Genomic DNA, 24152 nt, shown 5'->3' on the forward strand with positions numbered 1-24152 from the left:
GTTTGCCATGAACTTGCTTTTTGCCAGAGCCTTATTGGCCGTATCGTTCGTGACGGTGCCTTCGCAGGCTGCGCCGATTGAACTGGGTAAGCAATTTTTCCATAAGGACTGGGCCGCCGCCTGCGACAATACGCTGTCATGCGAAGCCGTTTCATTGATGAATGACAGTCAGGATGATTCAATGCCGACCATCAGCCTGTCGCGCGCAAGCGATGCTGCCGGATCGGTGCAAATCAAAATCTCGATCGCCGAACCCAAAGGTGATCGATATCGTTTGCTGGTCGATGGCCGTCAGATCGACAACGGAATGCTCGCCAAGGGCGAGTTTCCAATCCGCCTTGAGGGAGCGGCAGCGATGAAGCTGGCCCGGGCCATGGGGCGTGGACAAAAACTGATTGTACGTGGAGCGGACAATGTAGTTTTGGGGCAGCTGGGTCTCAACGGTTCTGCGGCCGCATTCACACATATAGACACTGTCCAGAACCGGGCTGGCACACGCAATGCGTTGTTCGCGAAAGGAAAAAGGGCATTGCGCGCTAAAACCGCCCCGTTGCCGGTGATTTCAGCCAGGCGCATCGGCAAACAGAACATCATTCCCGATGCCGGTGCTATTGTCGGACTCGTCGAAGCCTCGGACTGCGTGGAAGCAAGCTCAGGCGTAACCGAAAATTCTGCATATAGTCTTGGCAAGCATGAAGGCACTTACCAGGCGCTGGTGATGCTCAGTTGCGGCAGCGGCGCATATAATTTCTCGTCTGCCCCCTTTATCGGTAAGTCTGCCAATGGAAAAAAATGGAGCTTCGCGCCTGCCCGTTTTGATTATCTGGCAGACGGGAATCCTAGGAAAGACGGCGTCAATCTGCTCGTCAACTCCAGTTGGGATGCTGAAAATCAGCAGATAAGCAGCTATGCTAAAGGTCGCGGTATCGGCGATTGCGGCAGCGCTGAAACCTATGTCTGGGACGGTGCAATGTTTCGGCTGGTTCTCGCCTATGCGATGGATGAATGTCGCGGTTCAACCGACTGGATGACGCTGTGGCGCGCCAAGGTTGAGTTTCGCGACTAACCCTTACGCGCTTTGAGCAATAGTTCGGCGACGCCATAGGTCCGTTCATTGTCGACATCGATGGCGAACGCGCCATCGGGGGTGATTTGCGGCACAACCCGAACGCCGAAACGGCGCGATATCGCCTTGAACGCCTTTTCTAGTGTCCACCAGCCAAGACGGAAGCGGATCAGGTTGAAGATGCCGAAGGCCTTGGCGATGCGTGCGCGGTTCTTCGCAAATTGCCCGCCTTCGCGGAATGCTTCGGTTGCTTTGAGCGCTTTTGCATTGCGTAGCCAGAAGACGTTGCAGTTCGAAATCGCGACATCACTGAACTCATAAAATTTGCGTTGTCCGTCCGGGTGTGCCGCGCGGATGGACTCGCGGGTTGCGAGGACAACCACGGCATCGCCTTCACTCGCCAGCGCATCACGGTGCACGCCTTGCAGATAACCACTTTCGGCTAGCACATTGTCGGCGGTGGTGATCAACAGCGGAAAGGCCGCATCTCCCCCGGCGAGAGCGATTGCATGCTCGACGCTTTCAACGATTCCAGCCTGCGCCTCGCACAACACCAGTCGACCGCTGTCGGCTAAGTCAGCGACAGCGGGGAGATCGGCAATGACCGCCGGATCGTGGATCGAGATAAAGACCTTGGCATCGGGGAACGCTGGTCCGACAGCTTCCACCACCCATTCGAGCAACGGCTTGCCGTTGATCGGAACGCGGCATTTGTGGCTGACGCCTGCCCGTTCAGCGAGCGGATCGAGTTTCCCGTCGCGCTTACCGGCGAGGATGAGGATGGTCGGTTGGTCGGTCATGCGCCGCCTCTTAGCATCCGCACAAAATCGGGCAAGCTTAGGCTGGTCAACTATCCGTTTTTGCACTAGGCGCGGCGGCGAAAAGGAATTCGGGATTTCTATGGCAAACGCGCTTCGCATAGGACTGGCGGGACTGGGAACAGTCGGCACTGGAGTGATCCAGCTTATCGAGGAAAACAGTGCGCTGATTGCGCGCCGCGCTGGCCGACCGATTATCATTACGGCCGTCACTGCGCGGGATCGCACCAAGGACCGAGGCGTGGACCTGACGCCCTATCGCTGGGTTGACGATATGGGCGAATTGGCAACTGCAGCAGACGTCGACGTGGTTGTCGAACTGGTCGGTGGGTCGGATGGGCCTGCGCTGACTTTGGCCCGTGAAACAATCGGGGCGGGTCGCGCTCTGGTTACCGCGAACAAGGCGATGATCGCGCATCACGGTGCTGAGCTGGGCGCGCTTGCCGATGCCAAAGGCGCGCCATTGAAATTTGAGGCCGCGGTTGCGGGCGGTATCCCGGTCATTCAGGGGTTGCGTGACGGTGCAGCGGCAAACCGCATTGACCGTGTTTACGGTATTCTAAACGGCACCTGCAATTTCATCCTCTCCGCAATGGAGCGCGATGGCCGTGATTTCACGGATGTGCTGGCGGACGCGCAAGCTAAAGGCTTTGCCGAAGCCGATCCTAGCTTTGACATTGACGGTGTCGATGCGGCGCACAAGCTGTCGATCCTCGCATCGCTCAGCTTTGGTGCCGAAATTGACTTTGCCGGCGTCGATATTCGCGGCATCCGCAAGATTATCGCAGCCGACATCGCCCAGGCGCAGGCTTTGGGGTATCGCATTCGCTTGATCGGACTCGCTGAGGTTGACGGTGAAAATGGCGGGGCCTCGCTTTTCCAGCGGGTTCAGCCATGCCTTGTGCCGCTCGACCATCCACTCGCCAATGTCACCGGCGCAACCAATGCGGTTGTCGCCGAAGGCAATTTTTCGGGTCGACTGCTGTTTCAGGGCGCGGGTGCAGGTGACCGGCCAACAGCCTCTGCTGTTGTCGCAGATCTTGTCGATATCGCGCGCAAGGAAACCGGGCCGGCGTTCTCGATACCCACGACCGAGCTGGAAAAACTGCCGCGCGCCACTGCGGCGCACCGGATCAACAAAACCTATTTGCGCATGCTCGTGGCTGACCGCCCGGGTGTGCTCGCCGAAATTGCGGCGGCGATGCGCGATGCGGGCCTGTCGATTGAAAGTCTGATCCAGCGCGAAGTGGCCGATGGCTCTGCGCTGATTGCCATGGTCACACACGAAGCACGCGAGCAGGCGGTTTCCGATACGCTAGCGGCACTTGCTGGATCAGACAGCCTGCAAGGCGAACCGATGGTCATGCATATTTTGGCGAATTAGTCAGCCAAGCGCCGCGACAAAATTATTCTTCCGGAACCACCATGTCCGGCTCGGGCAGACCTTTCAGTACTTCTTCCAAGGGGATAGCTGGCGGTGGAACGTAACCGAAAGGCATACTTACTCCGCCAGTGAAGGGTGGTATGCAGCCGGTACCCGGCACACACGCCGCCGCGCGCTCGGTTGACACGGCTTCGCCCCGAATGATGCGGTCGGGATCTATCTCTCCATCCTTGAAGACGCGCTGGCGTCGTGAGTCTTCGCTTTCGCCGCAGACGACAATGATGGATGCATCTTCCGGTTTCAAACAACCATTTTTGTCGGATGCTGTCAGCCGCTTCGACGCCGCGATCATCTCTGCAACTTTTGCATCGGGCGATGGTTGCGCAGTAGCGATTACATTCGCGCTCGAAATCAAAACGCATGCGAACGCGAAGGAACCAAATCGATGCAAGATTTTTTCCCGCCAGTGGAGATGGGAGTCATAGCTAGTCATTGCGACGGTAACGCCGGATGAACAGATGGGCTAAAGTTCGTCGCGATTGCCGCTAATTTGCTTTTCCATATTGTCAGCGGTTTCGGCGGCAATATCCATTACCACCTCAAGCTGCTCTGCCGACAAAGTGTCGGGCAGTTTGATGACGAAATAGAGCGCATCGAGTTGCACCTCCCAACTACCAAGCTTGTTCCGCTGGCTGTTGTTCAGCAATAGCAGCGCTTGCTCGGATCCGATTCCATCTTTGCCCAGCCGTGCTGCCGGCGAAAAAATCTCGCGGATGACCAGGCCTTTGACGGTCTCGCTCTTGCCCCGCACGAATACCAGTTGAGATCGGCCTTCGTCCCTATAGGCATAGGTCACCTTGAAATCGCCATCGGCGTCAATTGTGTATTTCAATCCACGATCATCAAGCCGCGCGCGGACCGCTTCATCTACGACCGGCAGTTCGGCACCTGACTGCGATGCAGCGGTCGCGGCAAATAAGTATAGCGAAGCAAATAAGGTCATCGACACCTCCGTCCCCGCATTCGGCGAGGGTTCAGCGGAATTCAAACATTAAGCGAGCCTAGTGCATATTAGCACGCTCGACATTATGCCCCGGCCTGTCTAATCGTCGCCGCAATTCCGGTTAGGGAGCAAATTTGGATGACTCAGCATAGCCAGACCATGGACCGCGTCCTGGTCCTTGAAATGGTCCGCGTGACCGAAGCAGCAGCCATGGCCGCGGCCAACATGATCGGACGCGGTGACGAAAAAGCCGCTGATGCGGCAGCCGTGGAGGCGATGCGTGCGGCGCTGAACGAACTCTATATGGACGGTACAGTCGTTATCGGTGAAGGTGAGCGCGACGAAGCGCCGATGCTGTTCATTGGTGAAAAGGTTGGCAACGCTCCCGGCAAAGGCCCGAAGATCGATATTGCACTTGATCCGCTTGAAGGCACGACGATCACGGCAAAGGCAGGCCCGAACGCAATGGCCGTGTTAGCTGTCGCAGAGGAAGGCAACCTGCTCAATGCACCCGACGTCTATATGGAAAAGCTCGCCGTCGGCCCCGGCTATTCTCCCGGCATTATCGACCTGGCGAAGTCTCCAACGGAAAACGTCCTTGCAGTTGCGAAAGAAAAGGGCGTTCCACCTGAAGAAATCATCGTATGCGTGCTTGATCGCCCGCGCCACGAAAAGATGATCGCTGAACTGCGCACTCTCGGATGTGGTATCATGCTGATTCCCGATGGTGACGTCGCAGGCGTTATCGCGACCACCGACCCCGACACGACGATTGACCTTTACATGGGTTCAGGTGGCGCTCCTGAGGGTGTACTCGCGGCGGCTGCATTGCGCTGCGTTGGCGGCCAATTCAAGGGCCGCCTGTTGTTCCGCAATGATGACGAGCGTCTGCGCGCGCGCAAATGGGGCATTGAAGATCTCGACAAGATTTATGATCTGGAAGAACTGGCGAAGGGTGACTGCATTTTTGCTGCGACTGGTGTGACCAGTGGTTCGCTGCTCGAAGGTGTGAAGCGCACCCGTGATGGCAAGATCACCACCGAAAGCGTTGTGATGCGCGCCTCATCTGGCACCGTTCGCTGGGTGAAGAGCGAGCATCGACGGGGTTGATCTCTTCGCAGTTGCAAAAACTGCAAAACTACAGTGAATTTACTGAATTGGTGACCTGCAGTGGTGAGGTTATGTTGCGTTGCACAAAAACAATGCATCCTCTCCACGAAAGGCTCATGCCATGATTAAGAATCGTTTTGTTGTCGCTGCTGTGACCATGTTCGCGATTTTGGGCACTTCTGCCCAAGCGGGAGACTATCGTACGTTCAAACGCGATGGTGTCACCTACACCTATCGCGTGATCGACAAGGGTGACAAGCGTATCATCGTCGGCAAAAGCGAGAAGTTCGGCTTCAGCCAGAAATTCAGCCTCACTGTGAAAAACGGTCAGGTGAATGGCAATGTCGGCGACAGCCGCGTCGCATTTGCAGCGACCGATGCGTCCAATTCGAAAGTGTTGCTCGCTTCCGATTGATATAGTGATTGCGGTTTTATGCCGTACTCAGCTCTAGCGGCGCTGGCGATTCTGGCCTGACAAGGTCAAAAAATCCCCAGCGCCAAGCCTTCCGCCATGGCTGCGCCCAGATCGCTCGCCTTGGCGAGGTCTTTTTCCCTGATCGTCTTCACAGCAAGAATGGCTTCTGGCGTTTGCGCTTGTGTGCAGACGATGAGGTTATCCGCGATGCGCTTCAGGCGCCAACCGGTTGCAATGCGTTCGGCCTGACGTGCGGCATTGCTGCCATCCGATCCTGCACAGATGAGCAAGGCATAAGGCCGCCCCTCGATCTGCGCTAGGCAGGGATAATAGCTGCGATCAAAAAACGCCTTCATCACTCCGCTAATCGCTGCAAGATTTTCAGGAAAAGCGAAGAGATAGCCATCGGCGTCGAGCAATGTTTGTGGGGTAGCTGCTTCGGCATGGAGCAGCACGACTTCCAGGCCCTCCGTCGCCCGCGCGCCCATTGCGGCGGCTTCTGCCAGTGCTTGAGAGCCGCCGGTCATGCTGTGCCAGATTATGGCCAGCCGCTTCATGCCGGTACGGTTTCGTCGAGGCGGGGAATATATGCAATCTGAGGATTGTGGTGCCAGCTATCCAGTACCCTCACAAGTTCGGCTCCGGAAAGGCCAAGTGAGGCTGTGTTGCGCAGCGGATGCACCCAGACGGTCGCTGCTTCGGCCAATTCGCGATCCAGCACAACCCGCACGTCACCACCGTCGTCATTCATTGCGCCCAGCGGTGTTACCGAACCCGGCGTCAGTCCCAACAAGCGAAGTAAATCATCCGCCTTGGCAAAGCTCAGGCGTTTTGAGCCGATGGTGTCGGGTAGCGCCTTCAGGTTAACCCGGATATCGCCGGGCACCGTGACCAGCCAGAATTGGCCGGCATTGTCTTTCAGGAACAGGTTTTTGGTATGTGCGCCCGCAAGTCTGGCGTTCACATCCCGGCTTTCATCGACGGTAAATACCGCTTGATGCTCCTCGACTGCGTAAGCAATGCCGAGGAGCTTCAAGTTATTGTAAAGCTTTGTTTCCGCGTCCAATTCAGGGCATGCGGTACATGGCGCAGACTTTGTTGCCTGCCGGATCGCGCAGATAGGCGAGATACAGCTTCATGGCACCGCCGTCACGAACGCCCGGCGGGTCTTCGATTGCTGTGCCACCATGCGCAAGGCCAGCGGCATGCCAGGCATCGCATTCTTCGGGCGACTTGGCCGCGAAGCCGATCGTACCGCCATTGGCGCATGATGCCGGATTGCCGTCGATTGGGATGCTGACCGAAAAAATGCCGGTGGGCGTGAACCAGAATACCCGGCCCTTGTCGTCTTGCGTTCCAGCACCATGGCCCAGCGCGCCTAGTGTGGCATCGTAAAAGGCCTTCGCTTCGCCGAGGTCATTGGCCCCCAGCATGATATGGCTAAACATAGTCTCTCTCCTTGGTTGAAACTCAATAGACCACGACGCTGCGGATGCTTTTGCCAGCGTGCATCAGGTCGAATGCCGTGTTGATCTCTTCGAGGCCCATAACATGGGTGATCATCGGATCGATCTCGATCTTGCCCTGCATATACATGTCGACGATCTTCGGCACGTCCGTGCGTCCCTTTGCCCCGCCAAAAGCCGTGCCGCGCCAGTTGCGCCCGGTGACGAGCTGGAACGGGCGGGTGGCGATTTCCTTGCCCGCTTCGGCCACGCCGATGATGATCGAGGTGCCCCAGCCGCGGTGGCAGGCCTCGAGCGCGGTGCGCATTACCTCGATATTGCCGGTGGCGTCGAAGGTATAATCAGCCCCGCCATCGGTCATCTCGACGATCTTGGCGACAACATCCTCACGACTCATACCCTTGCTGTTGAGAAAGGCGGTCATCCCGAACTTGCGGCCCCATTCTTCACGGTCGGGGTTGATATCGACACCGATGATCGCGTTGGCACCGGCAAGGCGAGCGCCCTGGATAACGTTAAGCCCGATGCCGCCGAGGCCAAAGACCACGACATTGTCGCCCACCTGTACCTTGGCCGTGTTGATCACTGCACCAACGCCGGTGGTCACGCCGCAGCCGATATAGCAGCTCGACTGGAAAGGCGCGTCTTCGCGGATTTTGGCAACCGCAATTTCGGGAAGGACGGTGAAGTTCGAAAAGGTTGAGCAGCCCATATAATGGAAGATCGGCTGGCCCTTATAGCTGAAGCGCGTGGTGCCGTCGGGCATCAGGCCCTTGCCCTGCGTTGCGCGGATCGCTGTGCACAAATTGGTCTTGCCCGAAAGGCAGCTTTTGCACTGGCGGCATTCGGGGGTGTAGAGCGGGATGACATGGTCGCCGGCCTTGACCGAAGTCACGCCAGCCCCAACCTCACGCACAATCCCTGCGCCCTCATGTCCGAGGACGCTCGGGAAAATGCCCTCGCTGTCAAACCCGTCAAGCGTATAGGCATCGGTGTGGCAGATACCTGTCGCCATGATTTCGACCAGCACTTCGCCCGCCTTGGGCCCTTCCAGATCAAGCTCGACAATCTCGAGCGGTTTCTTGGCTTCAAAGGCGACAGCAGCGCGGGTCTTCATCGATGGTAACTCCCTATTCTGTCCTTGGCCTTATTCAGCGAAACGGTAGTGCGCAACACCCGAATGCTGCTTTTGGCATCAAGGAACCAGCACCATCTTCAATGCCCCCGCCTCGCGGCGGTCGAACATGTCATAGGCATCGGCGCCTTGGCTCAATGGCAGGCGATGGCTGATATAGCGTTCGGGCTTTAGGCGGCCCGATTGCACCAGCGGAAATAGTGCGGGCAATTCCTCGGGCACCGAACAGGTGCCGACGCGGAAGGTCAGGCCGCCGGCAAAGGCGCGCTCAAGCGGGAAGGGGAAGCGGCGGGATTGCTGCACGCCGATCACCGACACCGTCCCGCGAACCCTTACACAGCGTAGCGCGAAATCGACGGTTGCGTCGCTGCCTACCACCTCGACGACACAATCGAGCCGACGCCCCTTGGTGTCTTCCTTGATGCGCTCCATCGCTTCGTCGGGATGCAGCGCAATCGCGCCGACCGCCTCCGCCAGAGCCCGCCGTTCGGGGATAGGATCGATGGCATAAACCACATGCGCACCCATCACGAAGGCGGCCTCGACCGTCATCAAGCCAATTGGCCCAAGTCCGATCACGCCCACGCTGCTACCGGGGCGGATATCGGCGTTGCGCGCGCCGAACCAGGCGGTCGCCATCGCATCGGTCATCATCAATGCTTGGTCTTCGCTGATGCCTTCGGGGATTTTGACAGCATTCATATCGGCGGCAGGCACGCGGAAGGCCTCGGCCTGCACGCCCTGAAGCCTTGCTGAAAGACCGTAGCAGCCGCTCGCATTGTTCTCGCAATTATTGACCACGCCGGAAAGGCAGGAACGGCAGGCACCGCAGCCGACGGCGGCGGGCATCATTACCTTATCGCCAACCTTAACCCGCGTCACAGCGCGACCGACCTCGACCACTTCGCCCACTGCCTCATGTCCGACGCAGAAGCCTTTGTCTTCGGAAAAGCCATGGCCGTGATAGATATGCAGGTCGCTGCCGCAGATCGAACAGGCGGTCATCTGGACGATGGCATCGCGATCGGATTCGAGTTTCGGGTCGGCTATGTCATCATGGCGGATGTCGCGTTCGCCGAAATAGCGCAGGGCCTTCATGCCAAACCTTCCAAACGATAGAAGCGGGCTGCTGTGCCCGCAAACAGGTCTGCCTTTTCCTCCGCAGAAGCGCCCGCCGCGATGCGTTTGAACGCATTCCACAATGTCGGATAGTCGGCACCCCAGCGGTCGACGGGGAAGTTGCTTTCGAACATGCAACGGTTGGCGCCGAACAGTTCGATGCAGCTTTCGATATACGGTTTCCACGCCTGTGCCAGCGCTTCGGACGACGGACGTACATCTGGTCCCATGCCTTCAAAACCAGGGAAGGGCATGCCGAGGCCACCCAGCTTCATATGGACGTTGGGCAGCTCAGCCAGCCTTGCCATACTGGCCTTCCATCCGGCGAAGCGTTCATCGCGTTTGCCGGAATAGCGGCCCAGCCCGACCGGTGTGCCCACATGGTCGATCACCATCTGCACGTCAGGGAAAGCACGAGCCAGTTCAACGGCTTCGGGCAGTTGCGGCTCGACCACCCAGATATCGAGTGAAAGCTGGCGCTTGGCAAAATGCTTCAGCGCCGAGCGGACCTGCGGTGACGCACACAGATTGGGGGCGGCATGGGCAAGGGGACCAAGCACCGCGCTGTCATCATCATGCGCCATCATGTGGCGGATGCCGCGAAAGCGCCCGCCTCCTGCCGCCAGATGCGCGTCGAGCACTTCGGCCACGGCATCACCAAGACCAAGGTCCGCATGGCCGACTATTCCGGCACACGCCCGGGTCGCACCGTAGACGCCGCTTGCGGCCATTGCAGCAACACCATTGACGAACTCGGTCTCGCCCACCGGCTGCATCGCTTCGGGCCCATCGGCGCGGTAAAAGGCACCGCATTGGACATAGACGGTACCGACTACATTATGCCCGCTGCCGGTGTCGGCGAGCAACTCGTCGAGCAGGTAGCGCGGCGACTGGCGCAAGATCGCCTCGAACGGGTGCGACATTTCGGCAGGCAGAAAGGGCAGGCGCGAACGCCAGTCCCACAAATGATGATGCGGATCGATGATCGGCAGATCCGGTTCGAGTATCGCTTCGTTCATATCCTCCGCTCCCGTCCTTCCCAAAAGGGTTCGCGCAACTTGCGCTTGAATATCTTGCCCGAATCCTCGCGCGGCAGGCTGTCGGCAAAATCGATCCGGCGAGGCACCTTGTATCCGGTGAGCACCTTTTTGAGTTCGGCCTGCAGCCCTTCGGCGGTCAGCGACACGCCCGGCATCTGTTGCACGACCGCCATCACGCTTTCGCCAAACTCCTCGTCAGGAATGCCGAACACCGCGCAGTCGGCGACGCCCGAAAGCTTGTGCAACTCCGCTTCGATTTCGGCAGGATAGATGTTCGCACCGCCGGAAATGATCATGTCGTTGATCCGGTCGCACAAATAGAGAAAGCCGTCAGTGTCGAAATAGCCCATGTCGCCGGGCGTAATCAGACCGTATTTCTCCATCGAAGCACGCTTTTCGGGCGAGTTCTGATAGGTGAAATTGGTGCCGTGGCGGCCCTTTCCGATCACTTCGCCAATTGTTCCCGGTTGCACGTCATTTCCCTCAGGATCGACTACGCGCAAAGTCACTCCGGGCTGTACCCGCCCGACCGAACCTGGATGCGCGAGCCATTCTTCCGACGACAGGCAGGTGACATTGCCCATCTCGGTCGAGCCATAATATTCCCAGATCACCGGCCCCCACCATTCGATCATCGCACGTTTGACCGGCGGCGGGCAGGGCGCGGCGGCATGGGTGACATATTCGAGGCTGGACAGGTCATATTTGCGCTTCACCTCTTCGGGCAAACGCAGCAACCGGTTGAACATGATCGGCACCATGTTGAGGTGCGTGATGCGTTCTTTTTCGATGAGAGCGAGCAGCGCCTCGGCATCAAAACGCGGGCAGATGACGACATTGGCGCCGACGCGGATCGAGAAGGACGAATGAGCGTTGGGGGCGCTGTGATAGACCGGCCCGATCACCGCCGTGGTGATCGTCGCCGGATCGCGCTTCCCGGCCAGCACATCGGTATAGCCATAAGACCAGCCAAGCATCGTGTTGACCGCCTCGGCCTGTTCCGGCGTGAAGGCCGCGCGGCGCACACCCTTGGGCCGACCGGTGGTTCCCGATGTGTAAATGATGGTGCTTGGCGCCATTTCGGCCTCGCCCGAAAAGGGGGCTGCCGCATTGACCAGTTCATGCCAGCGCGGCAGCCCTTCAGGCTGAGGGGTCTCGGTTAGTCCGTAAGCTTCGCGGATTTCGGGCGGGGTTTCGACGATGATGACCTGCAGGCCAGCCGGGATTGCTTGCTTGATCGGTTCATAAAGATCGGCATGGATCAGAAGCAGCTTCACACCGCTGTCAGTCAGCAGGTAATTGGCCTCATCCGGCGTGTAGTGCCAGTTAACAGGTACGGGGTAGATGCCCAGCATCCCCGCTCCGAAAGCCGCCTCGAAATAGGCAATGTCGTTCCGCAAATAGAGCGCGATGCCATCACCCGCTTCGACCCCTAAATCCTGAATGACGGTCGCCGCGCGCCGGGCGCGTTCGTCAAACTCCGCTGTGGTCAGTGTGCGCTCGCCGCTTTTGATCCTGCCCATCGCTCTCTCCCTCGCAAACCTCAGTAGATGGTGTAGCCCCCGTCGATAACGATGGTGTCGCCAGTGTGGTTGCGCGAACCCCGGCTGGCGAGATAGACCGCGATGGCCGCGAAATCGGAGCCATCGAGCCAGTCGCCGGTCGGTACGCGGCTGATCACTGCTTCGTTGAACTTGTCCCATTCCTGCAAGCCAGCCGTCATACCCGAACGGGTCCAGCCCGGCAGTACGCTGTTGACGCTGATGCCATAGCGGGCGAGCTCGACCGCCATCGCGCGGGCCATTGCGACGACCGCGCCCTTTGTCGCGGCATAATGTTCGTTGCGCGCCGCACCGTGGATGGCCGAAGTCGACGAGATTGCCACCAGCGAGCCTCCCCCATCGCCCGCCTTATGCCGCTCGATCATATGCCGTGCTGCCTCACGCAAGGTGAAGAGCACGCCGTGGATATTGACGTCCTCAATCCTTCGGAAATCCTCAACACTGATGTCGAACAGTCCCTTGCGCGAGATCGAGATGCCGGCATTGGCGATGGCCTGATCAAGCCGACCGAATTCGGCGATGATATCGGCCACACCCTTGGCGACGGCGGCCTCATCCGACACATCAATTTGTGCCGAACGAACCTCGCCGCCATGTGCGCGCAGCTTTTCAGCCGCCTCTGCATTGCGTTCGCCATTGGTGCCCCAGATGACTACCGTCGCCCCATGCGCGGCAAGGCCATCGGCCATGCCAAGGCCGATGCCGTTATTGCCGCCGGTAACGAGCGCGACTTTTCCGGTCAGGTCAAAAAGCGATGCCATGTGCCTCTCCTCAACGCTCGTTCATCGAGACATATTCTTTGATTTTCGCCTTGCCGAGCTGGCTCATATGCACCTCGTCCGGGCCGTCGGCGATGCGCACGAAGCGGTTCAGCGTGAAGAAACGCGCAATCGGCGTATCGTCAGAGACGCCCATCCCGCCATGCGCCTGGATCGCGCGATCGCAAACGGTCTGCGCCATTTGCGGAGCGACCACCTTGATCGCGGCGATCAGGTCTTTTGCGACCTTGTTGCCATAGCGGTCCATTGCATCTGCGGCCTTCAGCGTCAGCAAGCGTGACATTTCGATCTCGCAAAAGCTTTTGGCGATATCCTGCCGGATCGAAGACTGGTCTGCTAGCTTCTTGCCGAAGGCGACGCGGCTGTCGACGCGGCGCGCCATGATCTCAAGCGCGCGCTGTGCCTGTCCAATCGAGCGCATGCAGTGGTGGATGCGGCCGGGCCCGAGGCGGCCTTGCGCAATCTCAAACCCGCGGCCTTCGCCGAGGATCAGATTGCCCTTGGGAACACGGACATTTTCAAAACGCAGTTCGGATTCGCCGCCCGGCGAATTATGCGATCCGAAAACGGTCTGGTGGCGAACAATGGTGATGCCCGGAGTGCTGGGCTCGACCAGGATTTGCGAATGCTGGGCGTGGCGAGGGGCGTTGAAATCGGTCTTGCCCATCACGATCCAGATGTCGCAACGCGGGTGCATCGCGTTCGAAATCCACCATTTGCGGCCGTTGATGACATATTCGTCGCCATCGGGCGTGATCGACAGTTCGAGGTTGGTCGCATCCGACGAAGCAACCTGCGGCTCGGTCATCACATAGGCCGACCGGATTTCCCCGTTTAGCAGCGGCTTGAGCCATTTTTCCTGCTGTTCGGGCGAGCCATATTTGGCGAGCACTTCCATATTGCCGGTGTCGGGCGCGGAGCAGTTGAACACCTGGCTCGACCAAGGCACCCGGCCGAGCAGCTCGGCAATCGGGGCATATTCCAGATTGGTCAGGCCGGGCGAGAATTCGCCATATTCGTGCGGCAGGAACAGGTTCCAAAGATCCAGTGCTTTCGCCTTGGCCTTCAGATCCTCCATCTTCGGCCATTCTTTCCAGATATTGGCCGGGTCGGTCACGAAACGGTGATAGTCTTCCTCATTGGGATAGACATGCTCGTCCATGAAAGCTTGAATTTGGGCAAGAAGCCCTTTGACCTTGTCGCTATGTTCGAAATCCATGGGAAAGTCCTTTCAGAGGGAAAGCCCGCCGTCGACGATCAGCGTATGACCGGTGACATAAGAGGCGAGCGGGGATGCTAGGAAAATGGCCGCGCCCGCCATGTCGACAGGCAGGCCCATGCGGCGTTGCGGGATATTGGCGAGCGCGCCGGCGAGCCGTTCGGGGCTTTGCGTTGTCACCTTGGTCAGCTTGGTATCGACAAGGCCGGGCGCGAGGCCGTTGACGCGGATGCCTTCGGGGCCCCAAGCCTGCCCCAGAGTCTTGGTGAGGCTGATCGCACCTGCCTTGGAAGCAGCATAGGCCGGGTTGCCAATATTGGCCTTCAGCCCCGAAATCGAACTGACGATGATGACGCTGCCTTTGCTGTCGAGCAGCTGCGGTTTGAATTTGCGCGAAATGTGCATCAGGCTGTCGAGATTGACCGCCATCACATGATCCCAGCCGGGACGCTCAAATTCGCCGCGTTTGTAGACGACTGTGCCTTGGCAAAGCACCAGCACGTCAAGGGAATCGAAGGGGGCAGCTGCCGCTTCGATCGCGTCGGGATCGCTGACATCGACGCAGGTATAGCCCAGCCCGCTCAGGTCGGAGCCATCGGCTGGGTCATAGTCGGAGGCATTTGCGCGAGTGCCCCAGACATGCACTTTGGCCCCGCGTTCGCGAAAACCATGTGCGATGCCATTGCCGATCCCGCTTGATCCGCCGACGACCAGCACATGCTTGCCGGTGAAATCGGTGTCGTTGGCCATAGAGGATATTCCTTTCAGCTGATGCGCCGCAGCGCACGTTCAAAGAGGTGGATGGTGTGAGCGTGCAACCGATCACCGGTTTCGCGGGGCGCCTTGCCTGCGCAGGCGCGGGCATGGGTGCCTTCAAGGATGATGCCCAGCTTGTAGCAGGCGAGCACCGCGTACCAGTCAAAGTCCGACAGATCGCGACCGGTCAGCGCCGCGTAGTGAGCGACCAGTTCGTCAGGTGTGGCAAAGCCCTCCCATGGGGTGATCGCCACGTCGGTTGCGTGCGGGTTGTCATTCTCCGGCCAGGTCGCCACCAGCCAACCGAGATCAAGCAGCGGATCGCCAAGGGTGCACAATTCCCAATCGACCACCGCCGCCAATTCGCCGCTGTCGTTGCGGAACAGCACATTCGCAAAATGAAAATCGCCATGGATGATACCGGGCTGGAAGTTTTTCGGACGATGTGCATCGAGCCACTGAGCGATCTTGTCCACGCCGGGTATCGCTTCGGGCCCGGTCCAACCCGGCATTTCTTCATAGCTCGCCAATTGTGATGCCCAGCGTCCGACCTGCCGCTCGATCCAATTGTCGAGCTTGCCAAAGCCTTCGAGACCGACCGAGTGATAATCCACCTGGCTGAGTGCTGCGATAGCTTCCACCATCGCCAGCCCCATGCGGTGCCGGATCGCAGCGTCGCTTGCGTGAAGCGCAGGCAACCCCTGCGTCGCATTGAACCCTTCAATCGGCTCCATCAGATAGAAAGATGCTCCGATGACATCCTCTTCGGGACACGCGGCTATCAGTTCGGGGTGCGGAACGTTGCTTCCTTTGAGTGCGGCCAGCGCACGCGCTTCGCGACGCATGGTTTCGTTCGAATTGGCGCGCAAAACGGGTGGCGGGCGGCGCAAGACATAGAAGCGGCCAGACCTGCTGAACCTCAGCAAAATGTTCTGTGTGCCGCCCGCCAATGTGGTGGCATCGGCAATGGGCCCCTCTCCAAGCCCTTGCCCATCCATCCACTGTTCGAGTGCTGCAAGATCGACGCCGTCGATCATCTCCAACGAATCCTCTCCAATATTATCCAAATGGATAATGCAGTTGACGTAAATATGAGTCAAGCCTAGGTTCTAGCGATGGCCGATCCCGCCCCGAAAGTGCGATCTGATGCTGCGGAGCATTTGAAAGCAGAGGCCTTGCGCCTGTTTGCCGAGCGCGGGATTGATGGTGTGACGGTGCGGCAGATTGCAGAGGCTGCGGGCCAGAAAAATCATGCCGTGGTGGGTTATTATTTCGGATCGAAAGAGGCTTTGGTTCGCGAACTCATCGTCGATGGTGCCTGCGCAATCGACATACGCCGAAATGCCTGGCTTGATGCATGCGAAGCAAAGGGCGGGCCGCATTCTGTCGCTGAAGTGATCGAAGGCATGATAGAAACCTCGCTCGATCCCGACGCAAATCCGGGAGACGAGAGCTTCAATCGCTTTTTCACTTTGCTCGGCCTTTCGCACCGCGCCTTCTTCATGGATTCGCTCGAGGGGCGTTGGAACACGGGTTACCAGCGTTGCCTTGAACACTTGCGTCGGTTGATGCCCGAAATGCCAGCAGCGAAAAAGAATGAGCGCTTTGTTTTTCTGGGATCCACTTTGGGTGCCATTCTGGCATCGCGCGAGAGCGAGTTGTCTGACAAATCCCGCCCGCACCGCATGTGGCAATCGGGCGCGACGCTAAAACATGCGGCAAAGGTGATCGCCGCGATGATTGAGGCCCCTTTTCGCTAGGGCTAAAGTCGACAGCAGCTTTGGATGAAATGGCGGAGACGGAGGGATTCGAACCCTCGATGGGCTTTTGACCCATACTCACTTTCCAGGCGAGCGCCTTCGACCACTCGGCCACGTCTCCGCATCCTGGATGGCGCGCCCTATCGTGAGAATGTTGCTTTCGCAAGCGCCGATGCTTTGCAATAAGGTGCAGATGATCAAAAAGCCTATGTTGCTCGCATGCGCTGCCGTCTTTGCCGCGCTCCCGCTTTCCGCCGAGGATGCGAAACCGGAATATCCGTCACCGCCCGAAATCGTTGCCAAAGCGAAGGCGGAGGAATGGGTAGCGATTGCGCCGTCGGACCTGCTGGTGATGGACCTTGCGCCTGATGCCAAGGGCAATTCCCGCCGCGTGGTCATCCAGCTGATGCCACCGCCGTTCAGCCAAGGCTGGATCGGCAATATCCGCAAGCTGGCGGCGGCGAAGTGGTGGGACGGGACCGCCGTCGTCCGGGTGCAGGACAATTATGTCACCCAATGGGGCGACCCGACCGAGAAGAAGGCTTTGCCTGAGGGTTTGGCGAATGTGTCTGAGGCTGACTATGTTTATCCAAAGTCGCTAGCTCGTCCGCGTGCGCTAGACGGACTTTTTGTTCCACCAAATGAAGTCTCGCGATGGACAAGCTTTCATCAAGGATTCCCGGTCGCAGGGGTCGGCACGCCCGACAGCGAACGCAATTGGCCAACGCACTGCTACGGCATGGTCGGCGTGGGCCGCAACTTATCGCCTGACACTGGCACAGGTGCAGAACTCTACACCGTCATCGGCCACGCCCCGCGGCATCTGGATCGCAATATTGCGCTGGTCGGGCGGGTGATTGAGGGAATCGAGCATCTTTCCAGCCTGCCCCGCGGAACCGGGCCGCTAGGCTTTTATGAAAAGGAGGAGGAGCGGGTTCCGATCAACTCGGTGCGCCTCGGCAACGAAATCGCCGATCTGCCCGCCTTTGAATATCTCTCCACCGAAAGTGCCAGTTTTGCTGCTTATGCCGATGCGCGCGCCAACCGGCGTGATCCATTCTTTATCACCCCTGCGGGTGGGGCAGATATCTGCAATATTCCGATTCCGGTGCGACGGAAGGCATAGTGACCGCGGAAACTATTACAATCACCGCGGAACTTTGGATCTGGACTAGCGCCGAAGCTCCGGCGAACTGGTATTTCCTGACCATTGACGGCGAAACGGCCGAAGCGATCCGCACCACCGCGCTTATGCGGCGGCTGGAGGGCGGGCAGCGGCGCGGTTGGGGCTCTATTCGCGTTATGGCGACCATCGGTGACACCAACTGGCAGACGTCGGTCTTTCCCAGCAAGGAAAGCGGCGGCTATCTGCTTCCGGTCAAGGCAGCAGTTCGTAAGGCCGAAGGCCTGACCGCAGGAGATGCGGTCACCGTCCGGGTCGAATATTAAATGCGCTTAAAATGCTTTAGCTTTTGCTGGGATCCCTGTCGGTCAACACCGCGAACAGCATGATGACCGCAAAAGACAGCACCATTCCGCTAAATACTGCGACAGGAAAAATCGACAGATCTGACATTGCAAAACCTCGTTCAACTTTGACAGGTTCGTCATGCCTTGCTGCATTCCAGCCGTCCTTGATTTTGATCAAAGCGAATTTACAATTTACTATATCTTTGGATTTAGCAGCTTAGTTACAAGAAACACAAAAGGTCGCCTGCAATTTTTGGAAACTCTCCAGTTTAGCCCTGGGATGAGGAGCGGCATATGAGTGATGACAGCGAAAACCGAAACGCGAGCGGTCGGAGGAGTACCTCTGACCGGCGATCGGGTGGCGATCGCCGCCAATATAGTGACCCCGCATATTCAGGGCCTGAGCGTCGTTCTGGAAATGACCGTCGCTTTACCGGCGACAGGCGCTCCGGGACTGATCGCAGGTCAGAAAGCCGCAGCGATAACGATTAGTGTGCGTGCCCGGCCCAGGTCGCACTTGCGGAAAAATCCCGCTTGGCCGATGTCGCGACCATGAATGCCTATCAACTGGACACCTGCTCGGCTGACATTGCAGAGGCTTTTGGAGCGCATGCCGGGCCCGATCCATGGCAGGGTGGGCAAGTCTCGGTAGGACAGTTCGCGCCGGTCGTTGTTCTATCCGGTCGCACCGGTGCCAAGGTGATGCGTCCGATGCATTGGGGTTATCCTACGCCTGGCCAATCCCCGGAAATGACAGCACCTGGCCAGATGCGCTGGGTATCTTCTGTGCGCAACCTCGGTAGCCCTTTCTGGGTTGGGAGTTTACGACATCGCGAGCTTCGCTGCCTTGTACCGATGACGGAATTTCTCCTGCCCGCTGGCCGATCCAAAGCAACGCAAACATGCAGACTGACATCCGCTAAATGTTTTGCCGTAGCCGGAATCTGGCGCGATTTGACCGACATGCCGGTCTTCGCAATTTTAACAACCGAGCCTTCGGCAGCCTTCTATCCGGTTGAAGGCGGAAAGGCACCAGCATCGGTGCCAGCAATATTGGCAAAGGCGGATTGGTCGCGCTGGCTGACAGGCGACTGGCCGGATGCGCGCAGCCTCATTCAACCATATCGCGCAGCCGATCTGGCTGTCGATTAACTGACTATTCCTCGGCGAACAGCAGGTTAATCATCGCAGTCAAACGAGGCTCGCCGGTACGCTCGTCAGTTTGCGGTATGAACATCGCATCGATGCGCAGTGCGACATAACCGTGCACCATTGACCAGAACGCAATGGCGCGACTTATATTCGTTTTACCTGAAGCATCGAGCGAGGTTGCTACGAGCAGTTTTTCATAAAGCCTGTTCATCGTCGTTTCGAGATCAGGATCCTTCATGTTCACCAGATCGCCGCGCCACAACAGCCGGAACCGGTGCGGGTAAGTCAACGCATAATCGAGGAAGGCTCCTGCGATGCGGTGCAACCGGTCGGTGGTACCATCTTCACTGGCATGAACTGCTTGCGTCACTCGCCACGTCAGATCGTAAAAGTCGCGCATCGCCAAAGCTGTCAGCAAAGCCCTTCGGTCGCTGAAATGGTTGGCAGGGGCGGCGTGTGACACGCCCGCCAGTCGCGCAACGGCCCGGATCGTTAAATGGTCCACGCCCTCATGATCCAGAATCGTGCGCGCAGCGTCGAGCAAGGCAATCCGCAATCGCCCGTGGTGATACTGGCGTTCGGTATCTTCTAACATGTGCTAGTCCATGCGGCCTTATATTGACAGCGTCAATATAAGAGTTAGCCGATGTGCAATTCCCTCAAAGCCTGGCGAAAGGAATAATGTGCCGTGGTTCGAAAATTGCTCTTCACGCTTGCCATCCTGACTTTCGGATTGTTGACGCCGATCCTTGAAATCAGCTCTACCCATGTGTTCAACCCGGATTGGCCGGGCCATGCGCGGCTGCACAATTTATGGCAGTTGATAACGCATAGCATGATTGCGCTCTACCTCGGTTGGATGGTGTGGCGGCAGAACCGTTTGCGCGAGGCCTGCCTGTTTGCGCTGCTGGTGACGACCGGATTCCTTGCAGCCCATTTTCTGAGCCCGCTTTATGGCGGAACGATGAAACATAGCGACGGCAGTGAGCTTGTCTGGGCGGGTATCAATAGTGCGGTGATTGTGATGGTCTTGGCAACTACCATTTTGGGCTGGCTTTTTGTCACTACAAAGCGCGACATTTTGCAAAAAGGCTCGAAAGCCTGAGCCTGTTGCGCCATAGCCCATGGCATGTGTGTCGTCGCTATCGCAGTGGATTGCCATCCACGCTGGAAGCTTGCCCTGGCGGGCAATCGCGATGAATTTCATGCACGTGCCGCAGAACCGCTCCATCGATGGAGCGAAGCACCGCATGTAATCGCGGGGCGCGACCGGCAGGCGGGGGGTGGATGGCTGGGCGTGTCGAGCGACGGGCGACTGGCTGTTGTCACCAACATTCGCAATCCGGACGGGCCAGACCCGACAAAGGCCTCGCGCGGGGCGTTGGTCGGAAACTGGCTCGCCGAAGGTCGCGCACCGCTCATGGACGCATTGCCCGGCTATAATCCTTTCAATTTGCTATTGTACAGGCGCGGCGAGACTGTGCTGCTGTCGAACCTGCCGCAGCCGCAACGACAATTGCTCGATGCCGGGATTCATGGCCTGTCGAACGGTCATCCCGGAGAGCCCTGGCCGCGACGCAGCACTGCGGAAATGGCATTGTCGGACTGGGCCGCAAGGGACGGTGCGCCCGCTGACTTGTTCGAAATGCTCCGCGATGAGAGCTTGCTTGACGACGGAGGCGTCCCGATTTTCATCAATGCCCCTGTTTATGGAACGCGGTGCAGTACGGTTGTGCTGGTCGACAGCGACGGACAGGGTATCATCAGCGAGCGCCGCTTTCATCCTGACGGCAGTAATGCCGGGGAAACTTCGGTCGAGTTTCAATGGCCGGAATGACCAAGGCGATAAGGGCAGGGCTTGCCTATTTCGCGCTGGTTTTTGCGGTCGCATTTCTGCTGGGGACAGTTCGAACCCTTTGGATTGCGCCAGCATTGGGCGCAACAAATGCGGTACTTGTCGAATTGCCCGTGATGCTGGCGGTCAGCTGGTTCATTGCCCGGTGGCTGGTGCCACGAGAGGCCATCAATTCCGCCGCAGAGCAATTGACGATGGGCGTGACGGCATTTGCGACGTTAATGTTCGCCGAACGGGGTTTGGCGGTCCTGCTTCTGGATCAATCCGCTGACCTGTGGTTCAGAGAATTGTTCGGAATTCCAGGAATTCTGGGACTATTGGGGCAAATCGGCTTCGGCGCCATGCCGCTGCTCGTCGGTCGCCGGATTTAGCCGGCCGACCACCAGCCACCGCCGATCGCCAGCATAAGGCCCTGCAGCGCCGCAATGCCGTGCAACTGGACGCTAAAGGGCTGTTTGCGGGTCTTGTGTCGAAAGATCGCGCGGCCTGCATAGGCTCCCGGGCTACCACCGGCCAGCGCGATCATCAGCAAGGTCGATTCCGCAATTCTCCACCGCCCGGCTTCGGCCTTCATCTTGTCGATGCCGAAGGCTGCGAATGTAACGAAGTTGATGCCAATCAACGCGGTTATCCCATTTGCAGCGGAGGCAATATCGCTGAAAACCACTATGGCCGTTCAGAATTTGCGGTTGAAGCGGAGCGCGAAGCCCAGATCGTCCGAAGCTGCCTCGATATGGCCCGGTTCGCTGCGCCAATATCCATTCGCAGACAGATAGCCGCCGGCAAAGGGCGTCGCATAGGCCGCCTCAATGTCGCGCTCACGTCCCGTGGGGGCGAGGGACACAAATTGGCGGCTGAAGCTGGCGGTCAAAGTCGCATAGTCATAGCTGACCGGGAGCGACAGGTTGATGCCGCCTCTGCGTACGCGCAAGGGCTGGGCTAAGCGCAAGGCAAGGCTGTCATTTGATCCGAACAGACCGAGCCGGGTAATGTCAAACGACCAAGCGTCGCTTTCGAGCCAGTCGGTACTGTTGCGCAGGCCCCCTGCTGCCATGCGGGTCCATCCGCGCCGGTAGCTTGCGTTGATCGCCCAGTTGCGTGCAAATTTGTAATTTGCATTGGCATCCGCGAACCAGCTTTTCGCACCTTCGCTTCCGGTCCACATATTCCCGGTTGCGCCAAGAATTGTTTCGCGTTCGTCCAGCAGCGCGCCGGATAGGTCGAGACGCATAGCTCCGATCGAACGGTCCAAACCAACCCGCGCCAAGCGGTAACCATAGCCGCGATAGCGGCTGCGCAGCGGGTCGCCGTCGACATCCGACCACACACGGACTGCGCCGTTTTCACCGCTAACGGTCAAGCCTATGGTGCCGAATTGCTGGCGATAGGCAAAGGCCGATTGCGGCTTGGCATAGAAACCGGCTGACTCTCGTGCGGAATCGGCGACGATGAAAGAGGCCGCCCGGTCGACCGCCATCTGGTCGATCAGAGCGCCGCTGCTGCGGGCGATTCCGATGGCCATTTGCCGGTCGGCGCCCAGTCTGGCGATGACCGAGCCTGCGACGGCGCGTGCTTGTGCCCGTTCGCGGGGGCTAAGATCGAGGCGATCCGGACCCACACCGTCGCGTCGTTGTGCGACCGACAATGTCACGGCCAGATTGGGATTGGCGACGATCCGTGTTTCAGTTCCCCAAGCCAATGCCGGGGCGAGTTTGGGCGATCGCTGTGCGACCCTCATCGTACCAGAGAAGTCGGCACGGAATGCCCGACCATAGCTGTCGAGGACGATCGCTTCGGGGCCACCGCTGCCGGTCGCATCCCCCATCGGTCCGGACAGTGCACCTGTTGGTCCGGTCGGAACCGGAACCGGCGTGCCCGCAATCGATTGTTGCCCCTGTGGCTGAAAGGCCCGCGCCAGATTGAGTTCGCCGCGGCCGAAGATGCTGTCGGTTCCCGCTACCCCAAGGTCAGTTGCGGTTGTTAGCAGGAGATCGACAATCTGCCTGCCGGTCAAATTGGGGAATGCCTGCGCCAGCAATGCAACAGCCCCCGACACAATGGGTGCCGAGAAACTGGTGCCGCTCCAGAGGAATTGGGTGCCTGTTTCGTCAGGTGCCCGCACCCTGACGCCTAGTGCGGTCAGATAAAAATTCTGCCCGGTACCAGCGCGGTTGGAAAATGCCGAAATTTGCTGACTGGAATCGGTCGCGCCAGCGATGATGATCTGGCCGCGCGCTATCGGATCCAGAGCGGTCAGGGCCATAGGATCGGGGTTGATTGCGTTAGTCGGATCGGTATCAAATTCATTGCCAGCCGAAATTACAAACACAACGCCAGCGGCAGTCGCGCGGTCGACGGCAGCACGTAATGTGGAATTCATCGGCGATCCGCCCAGCGACATGTTGACGACGCGTGCACCGACTGCAACCGCCCGGTCGACAGCGCGGGCCATATTATTGTCATTGTGCGTACAACCGGCATCGGGATCGGTATTGGCGCAGCTCCCGGCAGTGTCGGTGCGCAACACCAGCAAAGTCGCCCCAAAAGCGACGCCATGCGTGTCGAGATCATTTTTGGCGCCTAATAGTACCGACGACACGGCAGTTCCGTGACCGCCCTCATCCTGCAACCCGCGTGTTCCCGCAAAGTCGGCCGACTGGGCATGGATTTTTCCGGCAAATTCGGGGCTGTCGACGTCGATACCGCTGTCTATCACGCCTGCAATCACACCGGTGCCTGACGCCCCTGCATTATATGCGGAAATGGCCTGCGCCTGGGCGGCACCATTTGATCGTTGATACTCAACGGTGTTGAAGTTTGACGTTGGCGGGGGAGGTGGCGGCGGTGGCGGTGGAGGTGGTGGAGGAGCAGGCGGCACAATTGCAGCCGGCGGCGCGGGTGTCGAACCGACCCCACCGCCACCACCACCGCTTCCGCACGCTGACAATGTCAGCGCAAAAACGATTGATGTGCCAATTGCAATGTATCGACCTGTGCCTGCTTTGGAATCTGTTGTGGCCATTTCACTCCCCAATATGCCGTT

General features: G+C 58.7%; 30 protein-coding genes and 1 tRNA gene. 12 read left to right on the forward strand and 19 right to left on the reverse strand.

Translation table 11 applies throughout. The annotated features are described in order from the left end of the window. Window positions 1-7 precede the first annotated feature (7 nt). Window positions 8-1066 carry a DUF1176 domain-containing protein gene (locus DXH95_RS12890; RefSeq protein ID WP_115549921.1) on the forward strand — a complete coding sequence of 353 codons (1059 nt, stop codon included), beginning with the start codon at window positions 8-10 and terminating at the stop codon, window positions 1064-1066. On the opposite strand, the gene mobA is transcribed toward DXH95_RS12890, so the two are convergent. After that, entirely contained in the window at window positions 1063-1866 is an 804-nt protein-coding gene (gene mobA / locus DXH95_RS12895) for a molybdenum cofactor guanylyltransferase (protein WP_115549922.1), read from the reverse strand. The two genes, DXH95_RS12890 and mobA, sit on opposite strands and share 4 nt — an antisense overlap. A gap of 100 nt (window positions 1867-1966) precedes the next feature. On the opposite strand from mobA, the gene DXH95_RS12900 reads away from it, so the two are divergent. Continuing rightward, complete coding sequence (locus DXH95_RS12900; RefSeq protein WP_115549923.1) at window positions 1967-3268, forward strand: homoserine dehydrogenase; 1302 nt, start codon at window positions 1967-1969, stop codon at window positions 3266-3268. 22 nt (window positions 3269-3290) lie between these two features. Here the strand turns inward: DXH95_RS12900 and DXH95_RS12905 are convergent, their stop codons facing one another. Together DXH95_RS12905 and DXH95_RS12910 are read right to left on the reverse strand one after the other, a co-directional pair. Further along, entirely contained in the window at window positions 3291-3761 is a 471-nt protein-coding gene (locus tag DXH95_RS12905) for a hypothetical protein (protein ID WP_115549924.1), read from the reverse strand. Window positions 3762-3791: 30 nt separating this feature from the next. Further along, entirely contained in the window at window positions 3792-4271 is a 480-nt protein-coding gene (locus tag DXH95_RS12910; protein WP_147291743.1) for a hypothetical protein, read from the reverse strand. Between the two features lie 138 nt (window positions 4272-4409). Here DXH95_RS12910 and glpX point away from each other — a divergent pair, with 138 nt between their 5' ends. Together glpX and DXH95_RS12920 are read left to right on the forward strand one after the other, a co-directional pair. Further along, on the forward strand, window positions 4410-5381 hold the full coding sequence (gene glpX / locus DXH95_RS12915) for a class II fructose-bisphosphatase (RefSeq protein WP_115549926.1): 972 nt from the start codon (window positions 4410-4412) through the stop codon (window positions 5379-5381). 121 nt (window positions 5382-5502) lie between these two features. Further along, the gene (locus DXH95_RS12920; protein ID WP_115549927.1) at window positions 5503-5796 is read left to right on the forward strand and encodes a hypothetical protein; all 294 of its coding nucleotides are present in this window, start codon (window positions 5503-5505) and stop codon (window positions 5794-5796) included. Between the two features lie 65 nt (window positions 5797-5861). Here the strand turns inward: DXH95_RS12920 and DXH95_RS12925 are convergent, their stop codons facing one another. The 11 genes from DXH95_RS12925 to DXH95_RS12975 all read right to left on the reverse strand — a co-directional run bounded on the left by DXH95_RS12925 (window position 5862) and on the right by DXH95_RS12975 (window position 15909). Next, the gene (locus DXH95_RS12925; protein WP_115549928.1) at window positions 5862-6353 is read right to left on the reverse strand and encodes a flavodoxin family protein; all 492 of its coding nucleotides are present in this window, start codon (window positions 6351-6353) and stop codon (window positions 5862-5864) included. After that, window positions 6350-6832, reverse strand: coding sequence for a prolyl-tRNA synthetase associated domain-containing protein (locus DXH95_RS12930; RefSeq protein WP_239016645.1), 483 nt, complete (start codon window positions 6830-6832; stop codon window positions 6350-6352). Before DXH95_RS12930 ends, DXH95_RS12925 begins: the two co-directional genes overlap by 4 nt. A gap of 31 nt (window positions 6833-6863) precedes the next feature. Continuing rightward, the gene (locus DXH95_RS12935; RefSeq protein WP_115549930.1) at window positions 6864-7244 is read right to left on the reverse strand and encodes a VOC family protein; all 381 of its coding nucleotides are present in this window, start codon (window positions 7242-7244) and stop codon (window positions 6864-6866) included. A 22-nt stretch (window positions 7245-7266) separates the two neighbouring features. Then, the gene (locus DXH95_RS12940; protein WP_115549931.1) at window positions 7267-8379 is read right to left on the reverse strand and encodes an S-(hydroxymethyl)glutathione dehydrogenase/class III alcohol dehydrogenase; all 1113 of its coding nucleotides are present in this window, start codon (window positions 8377-8379) and stop codon (window positions 7267-7269) included. Window positions 8380-8457: 78 nt separating this feature from the next. Then, window positions 8458-9495: an alcohol dehydrogenase family protein gene (locus DXH95_RS12945; protein ID WP_115549932.1), complete on the reverse strand. Its 1038-nt coding sequence runs from the start codon at window positions 9493-9495 to the stop codon at window positions 8458-8460. Then, a complete protein-coding gene (locus DXH95_RS12950) occupies window positions 9492-10535 on the reverse strand; it encodes an amidohydrolase family protein (protein WP_115549933.1) in 1044 nt (347 codons plus the stop codon). The genes DXH95_RS12945 and DXH95_RS12950 overlap by 4 nt, the downstream gene beginning before the upstream one ends. Beyond that, window positions 10532-12079: an acyl-CoA synthetase gene (locus DXH95_RS12955; protein ID WP_181883675.1), complete on the reverse strand. Its 1548-nt coding sequence runs from the start codon at window positions 12077-12079 to the stop codon at window positions 10532-10534. Before DXH95_RS12955 ends, DXH95_RS12950 begins: the two co-directional genes overlap by 4 nt. Before the next feature lie 20 nt (window positions 12080-12099). Continuing rightward, the gene (locus DXH95_RS12960; RefSeq protein WP_115549934.1) at window positions 12100-12879 is read right to left on the reverse strand and encodes an SDR family NAD(P)-dependent oxidoreductase; all 780 of its coding nucleotides are present in this window, start codon (window positions 12877-12879) and stop codon (window positions 12100-12102) included. A 10-nt stretch (window positions 12880-12889) separates the two neighbouring features. Then, entirely contained in the window at window positions 12890-14116 is a 1227-nt protein-coding gene (locus DXH95_RS12965; protein ID WP_115549935.1) for an acyl-CoA dehydrogenase family protein, read from the reverse strand. A gap of 12 nt (window positions 14117-14128) precedes the next feature. Continuing rightward, complete coding sequence (locus DXH95_RS12970) at window positions 14129-14866, reverse strand: SDR family NAD(P)-dependent oxidoreductase (RefSeq protein WP_115549936.1); 738 nt, start codon at window positions 14864-14866, stop codon at window positions 14129-14131. A gap of 14 nt (window positions 14867-14880) precedes the next feature. Continuing rightward, on the reverse strand, window positions 14881-15909 hold the full coding sequence (locus DXH95_RS12975) for a phosphotransferase family protein (protein ID WP_115549937.1): 1029 nt from the start codon (window positions 15907-15909) through the stop codon (window positions 14881-14883). Window positions 15910-15987: 78 nt separating this feature from the next. On the opposite strand from DXH95_RS12975, the gene DXH95_RS12980 reads away from it, so the two are divergent. After that, window positions 15988-16632: a TetR/AcrR family transcriptional regulator gene (locus tag DXH95_RS12980; RefSeq protein ID WP_115549938.1), complete on the forward strand. Its 645-nt coding sequence runs from the start codon at window positions 15988-15990 to the stop codon at window positions 16630-16632. A gap of 30 nt (window positions 16633-16662) precedes the next feature. On the opposite strand, the gene DXH95_RS12985 is transcribed toward DXH95_RS12980, so the two are convergent. Then, window positions 16663-16753 (reverse strand) — tRNA-Ser (locus tag DXH95_RS12985). Between the two features lie 72 nt (window positions 16754-16825). On the opposite strand from DXH95_RS12985, the gene DXH95_RS12990 reads away from it, so the two are divergent. Next, window positions 16826-17758 (forward strand): peptidylprolyl isomerase, encoded by a 933-nt coding sequence (locus DXH95_RS12990; RefSeq protein ID WP_115550186.1) that lies wholly within the window; start codon window positions 16826-16828, stop codon window positions 17756-17758. Beyond that, window positions 17758-18081 (forward strand): DUF1905 domain-containing protein, encoded by a 324-nt coding sequence (locus tag DXH95_RS12995; protein WP_338061710.1) that lies wholly within the window; start codon window positions 17758-17760, stop codon window positions 18079-18081. Before DXH95_RS12990 ends, DXH95_RS12995 begins: the two co-directional genes overlap by 1 nt. Before the next feature lie 16 nt (window positions 18082-18097). Here DXH95_RS12995 and DXH95_RS13000 read toward each other — a convergent pair whose 3' ends face one another. Further along, window positions 18098-18280, reverse strand: a complete 183-nt coding sequence (locus DXH95_RS13000) for a hypothetical protein (protein WP_115549940.1) — start codon at window positions 18278-18280, stop codon at window positions 18098-18100. Between the two features lie 120 nt (window positions 18281-18400). On the opposite strand from DXH95_RS13000, the gene DXH95_RS13005 reads away from it, so the two are divergent. Further along, on the forward strand, window positions 18401-18658 hold the full coding sequence (locus DXH95_RS13005; RefSeq protein ID WP_181883676.1) for a hypothetical protein: 258 nt from the start codon (window positions 18401-18403) through the stop codon (window positions 18656-18658). Continuing rightward, window positions 18655-19254: an SOS response-associated peptidase family protein gene (locus DXH95_RS13010; RefSeq protein WP_147291744.1), complete on the forward strand. Its 600-nt coding sequence runs from the start codon at window positions 18655-18657 to the stop codon at window positions 19252-19254. Before DXH95_RS13005 ends, DXH95_RS13010 begins: the two co-directional genes overlap by 4 nt. A gap of 4 nt (window positions 19255-19258) precedes the next feature. Here the strand turns inward: DXH95_RS13010 and DXH95_RS13015 are convergent, their stop codons facing one another. Beyond that, complete coding sequence (locus DXH95_RS13015; RefSeq protein ID WP_115549943.1) at window positions 19259-19849, reverse strand: TetR/AcrR family transcriptional regulator; 591 nt, start codon at window positions 19847-19849, stop codon at window positions 19259-19261. Window positions 19850-19942: 93 nt separating this feature from the next. On the opposite strand from DXH95_RS13015, the gene DXH95_RS13020 reads away from it, so the two are divergent. Genes DXH95_RS13020 through DXH95_RS13030 form a run of 3 tightly spaced genes read left to right on the forward strand, consistent with a single transcriptional unit; the run spans window position 19943 to window position 21480 of the window. Next, complete coding sequence (locus DXH95_RS13020; RefSeq protein ID WP_115549944.1) at window positions 19943-20359, forward strand: hypothetical protein; 417 nt, start codon at window positions 19943-19945, stop codon at window positions 20357-20359. A 24-nt stretch (window positions 20360-20383) separates the two neighbouring features. Then, on the forward strand, window positions 20384-21091 hold the full coding sequence (locus DXH95_RS13025) for an NRDE family protein (protein WP_115549945.1): 708 nt from the start codon (window positions 20384-20386) through the stop codon (window positions 21089-21091). Further along, on the forward strand, window positions 21088-21480 hold the full coding sequence (locus DXH95_RS13030) for a hypothetical protein (protein WP_147291745.1): 393 nt from the start codon (window positions 21088-21090) through the stop codon (window positions 21478-21480). Before DXH95_RS13025 ends, DXH95_RS13030 begins: the two co-directional genes overlap by 4 nt. Here the strand turns inward: DXH95_RS13030 and DXH95_RS13035 are convergent. Further along, window positions 21477-21776, reverse strand: coding sequence for a DUF1294 domain-containing protein (locus tag DXH95_RS13035; RefSeq protein ID WP_275401833.1), 300 nt, complete (start codon window positions 21774-21776; stop codon window positions 21477-21479). The genes DXH95_RS13030 and DXH95_RS13035 overlap by 4 nt on opposite strands. Before the next feature lie 9 nt (window positions 21777-21785). Continuing rightward, window positions 21786-24131 (reverse strand): S8 family peptidase, encoded by a 2346-nt coding sequence (locus DXH95_RS13040; protein WP_115549948.1) that lies wholly within the window; start codon window positions 24129-24131, stop codon window positions 21786-21788. Between the last annotated feature and the right edge of the window lie 21 nt (window positions 24132-24152).

Source organism: Sphingorhabdus pulchriflava, from assembly GCF_003367235.1.
In the GTDB taxonomy this organism is placed as follows: Bacteria; Pseudomonadota; Alphaproteobacteria; order Sphingomonadales; family Sphingomonadaceae; genus Sphingorhabdus_B; species Sphingorhabdus_B pulchriflava.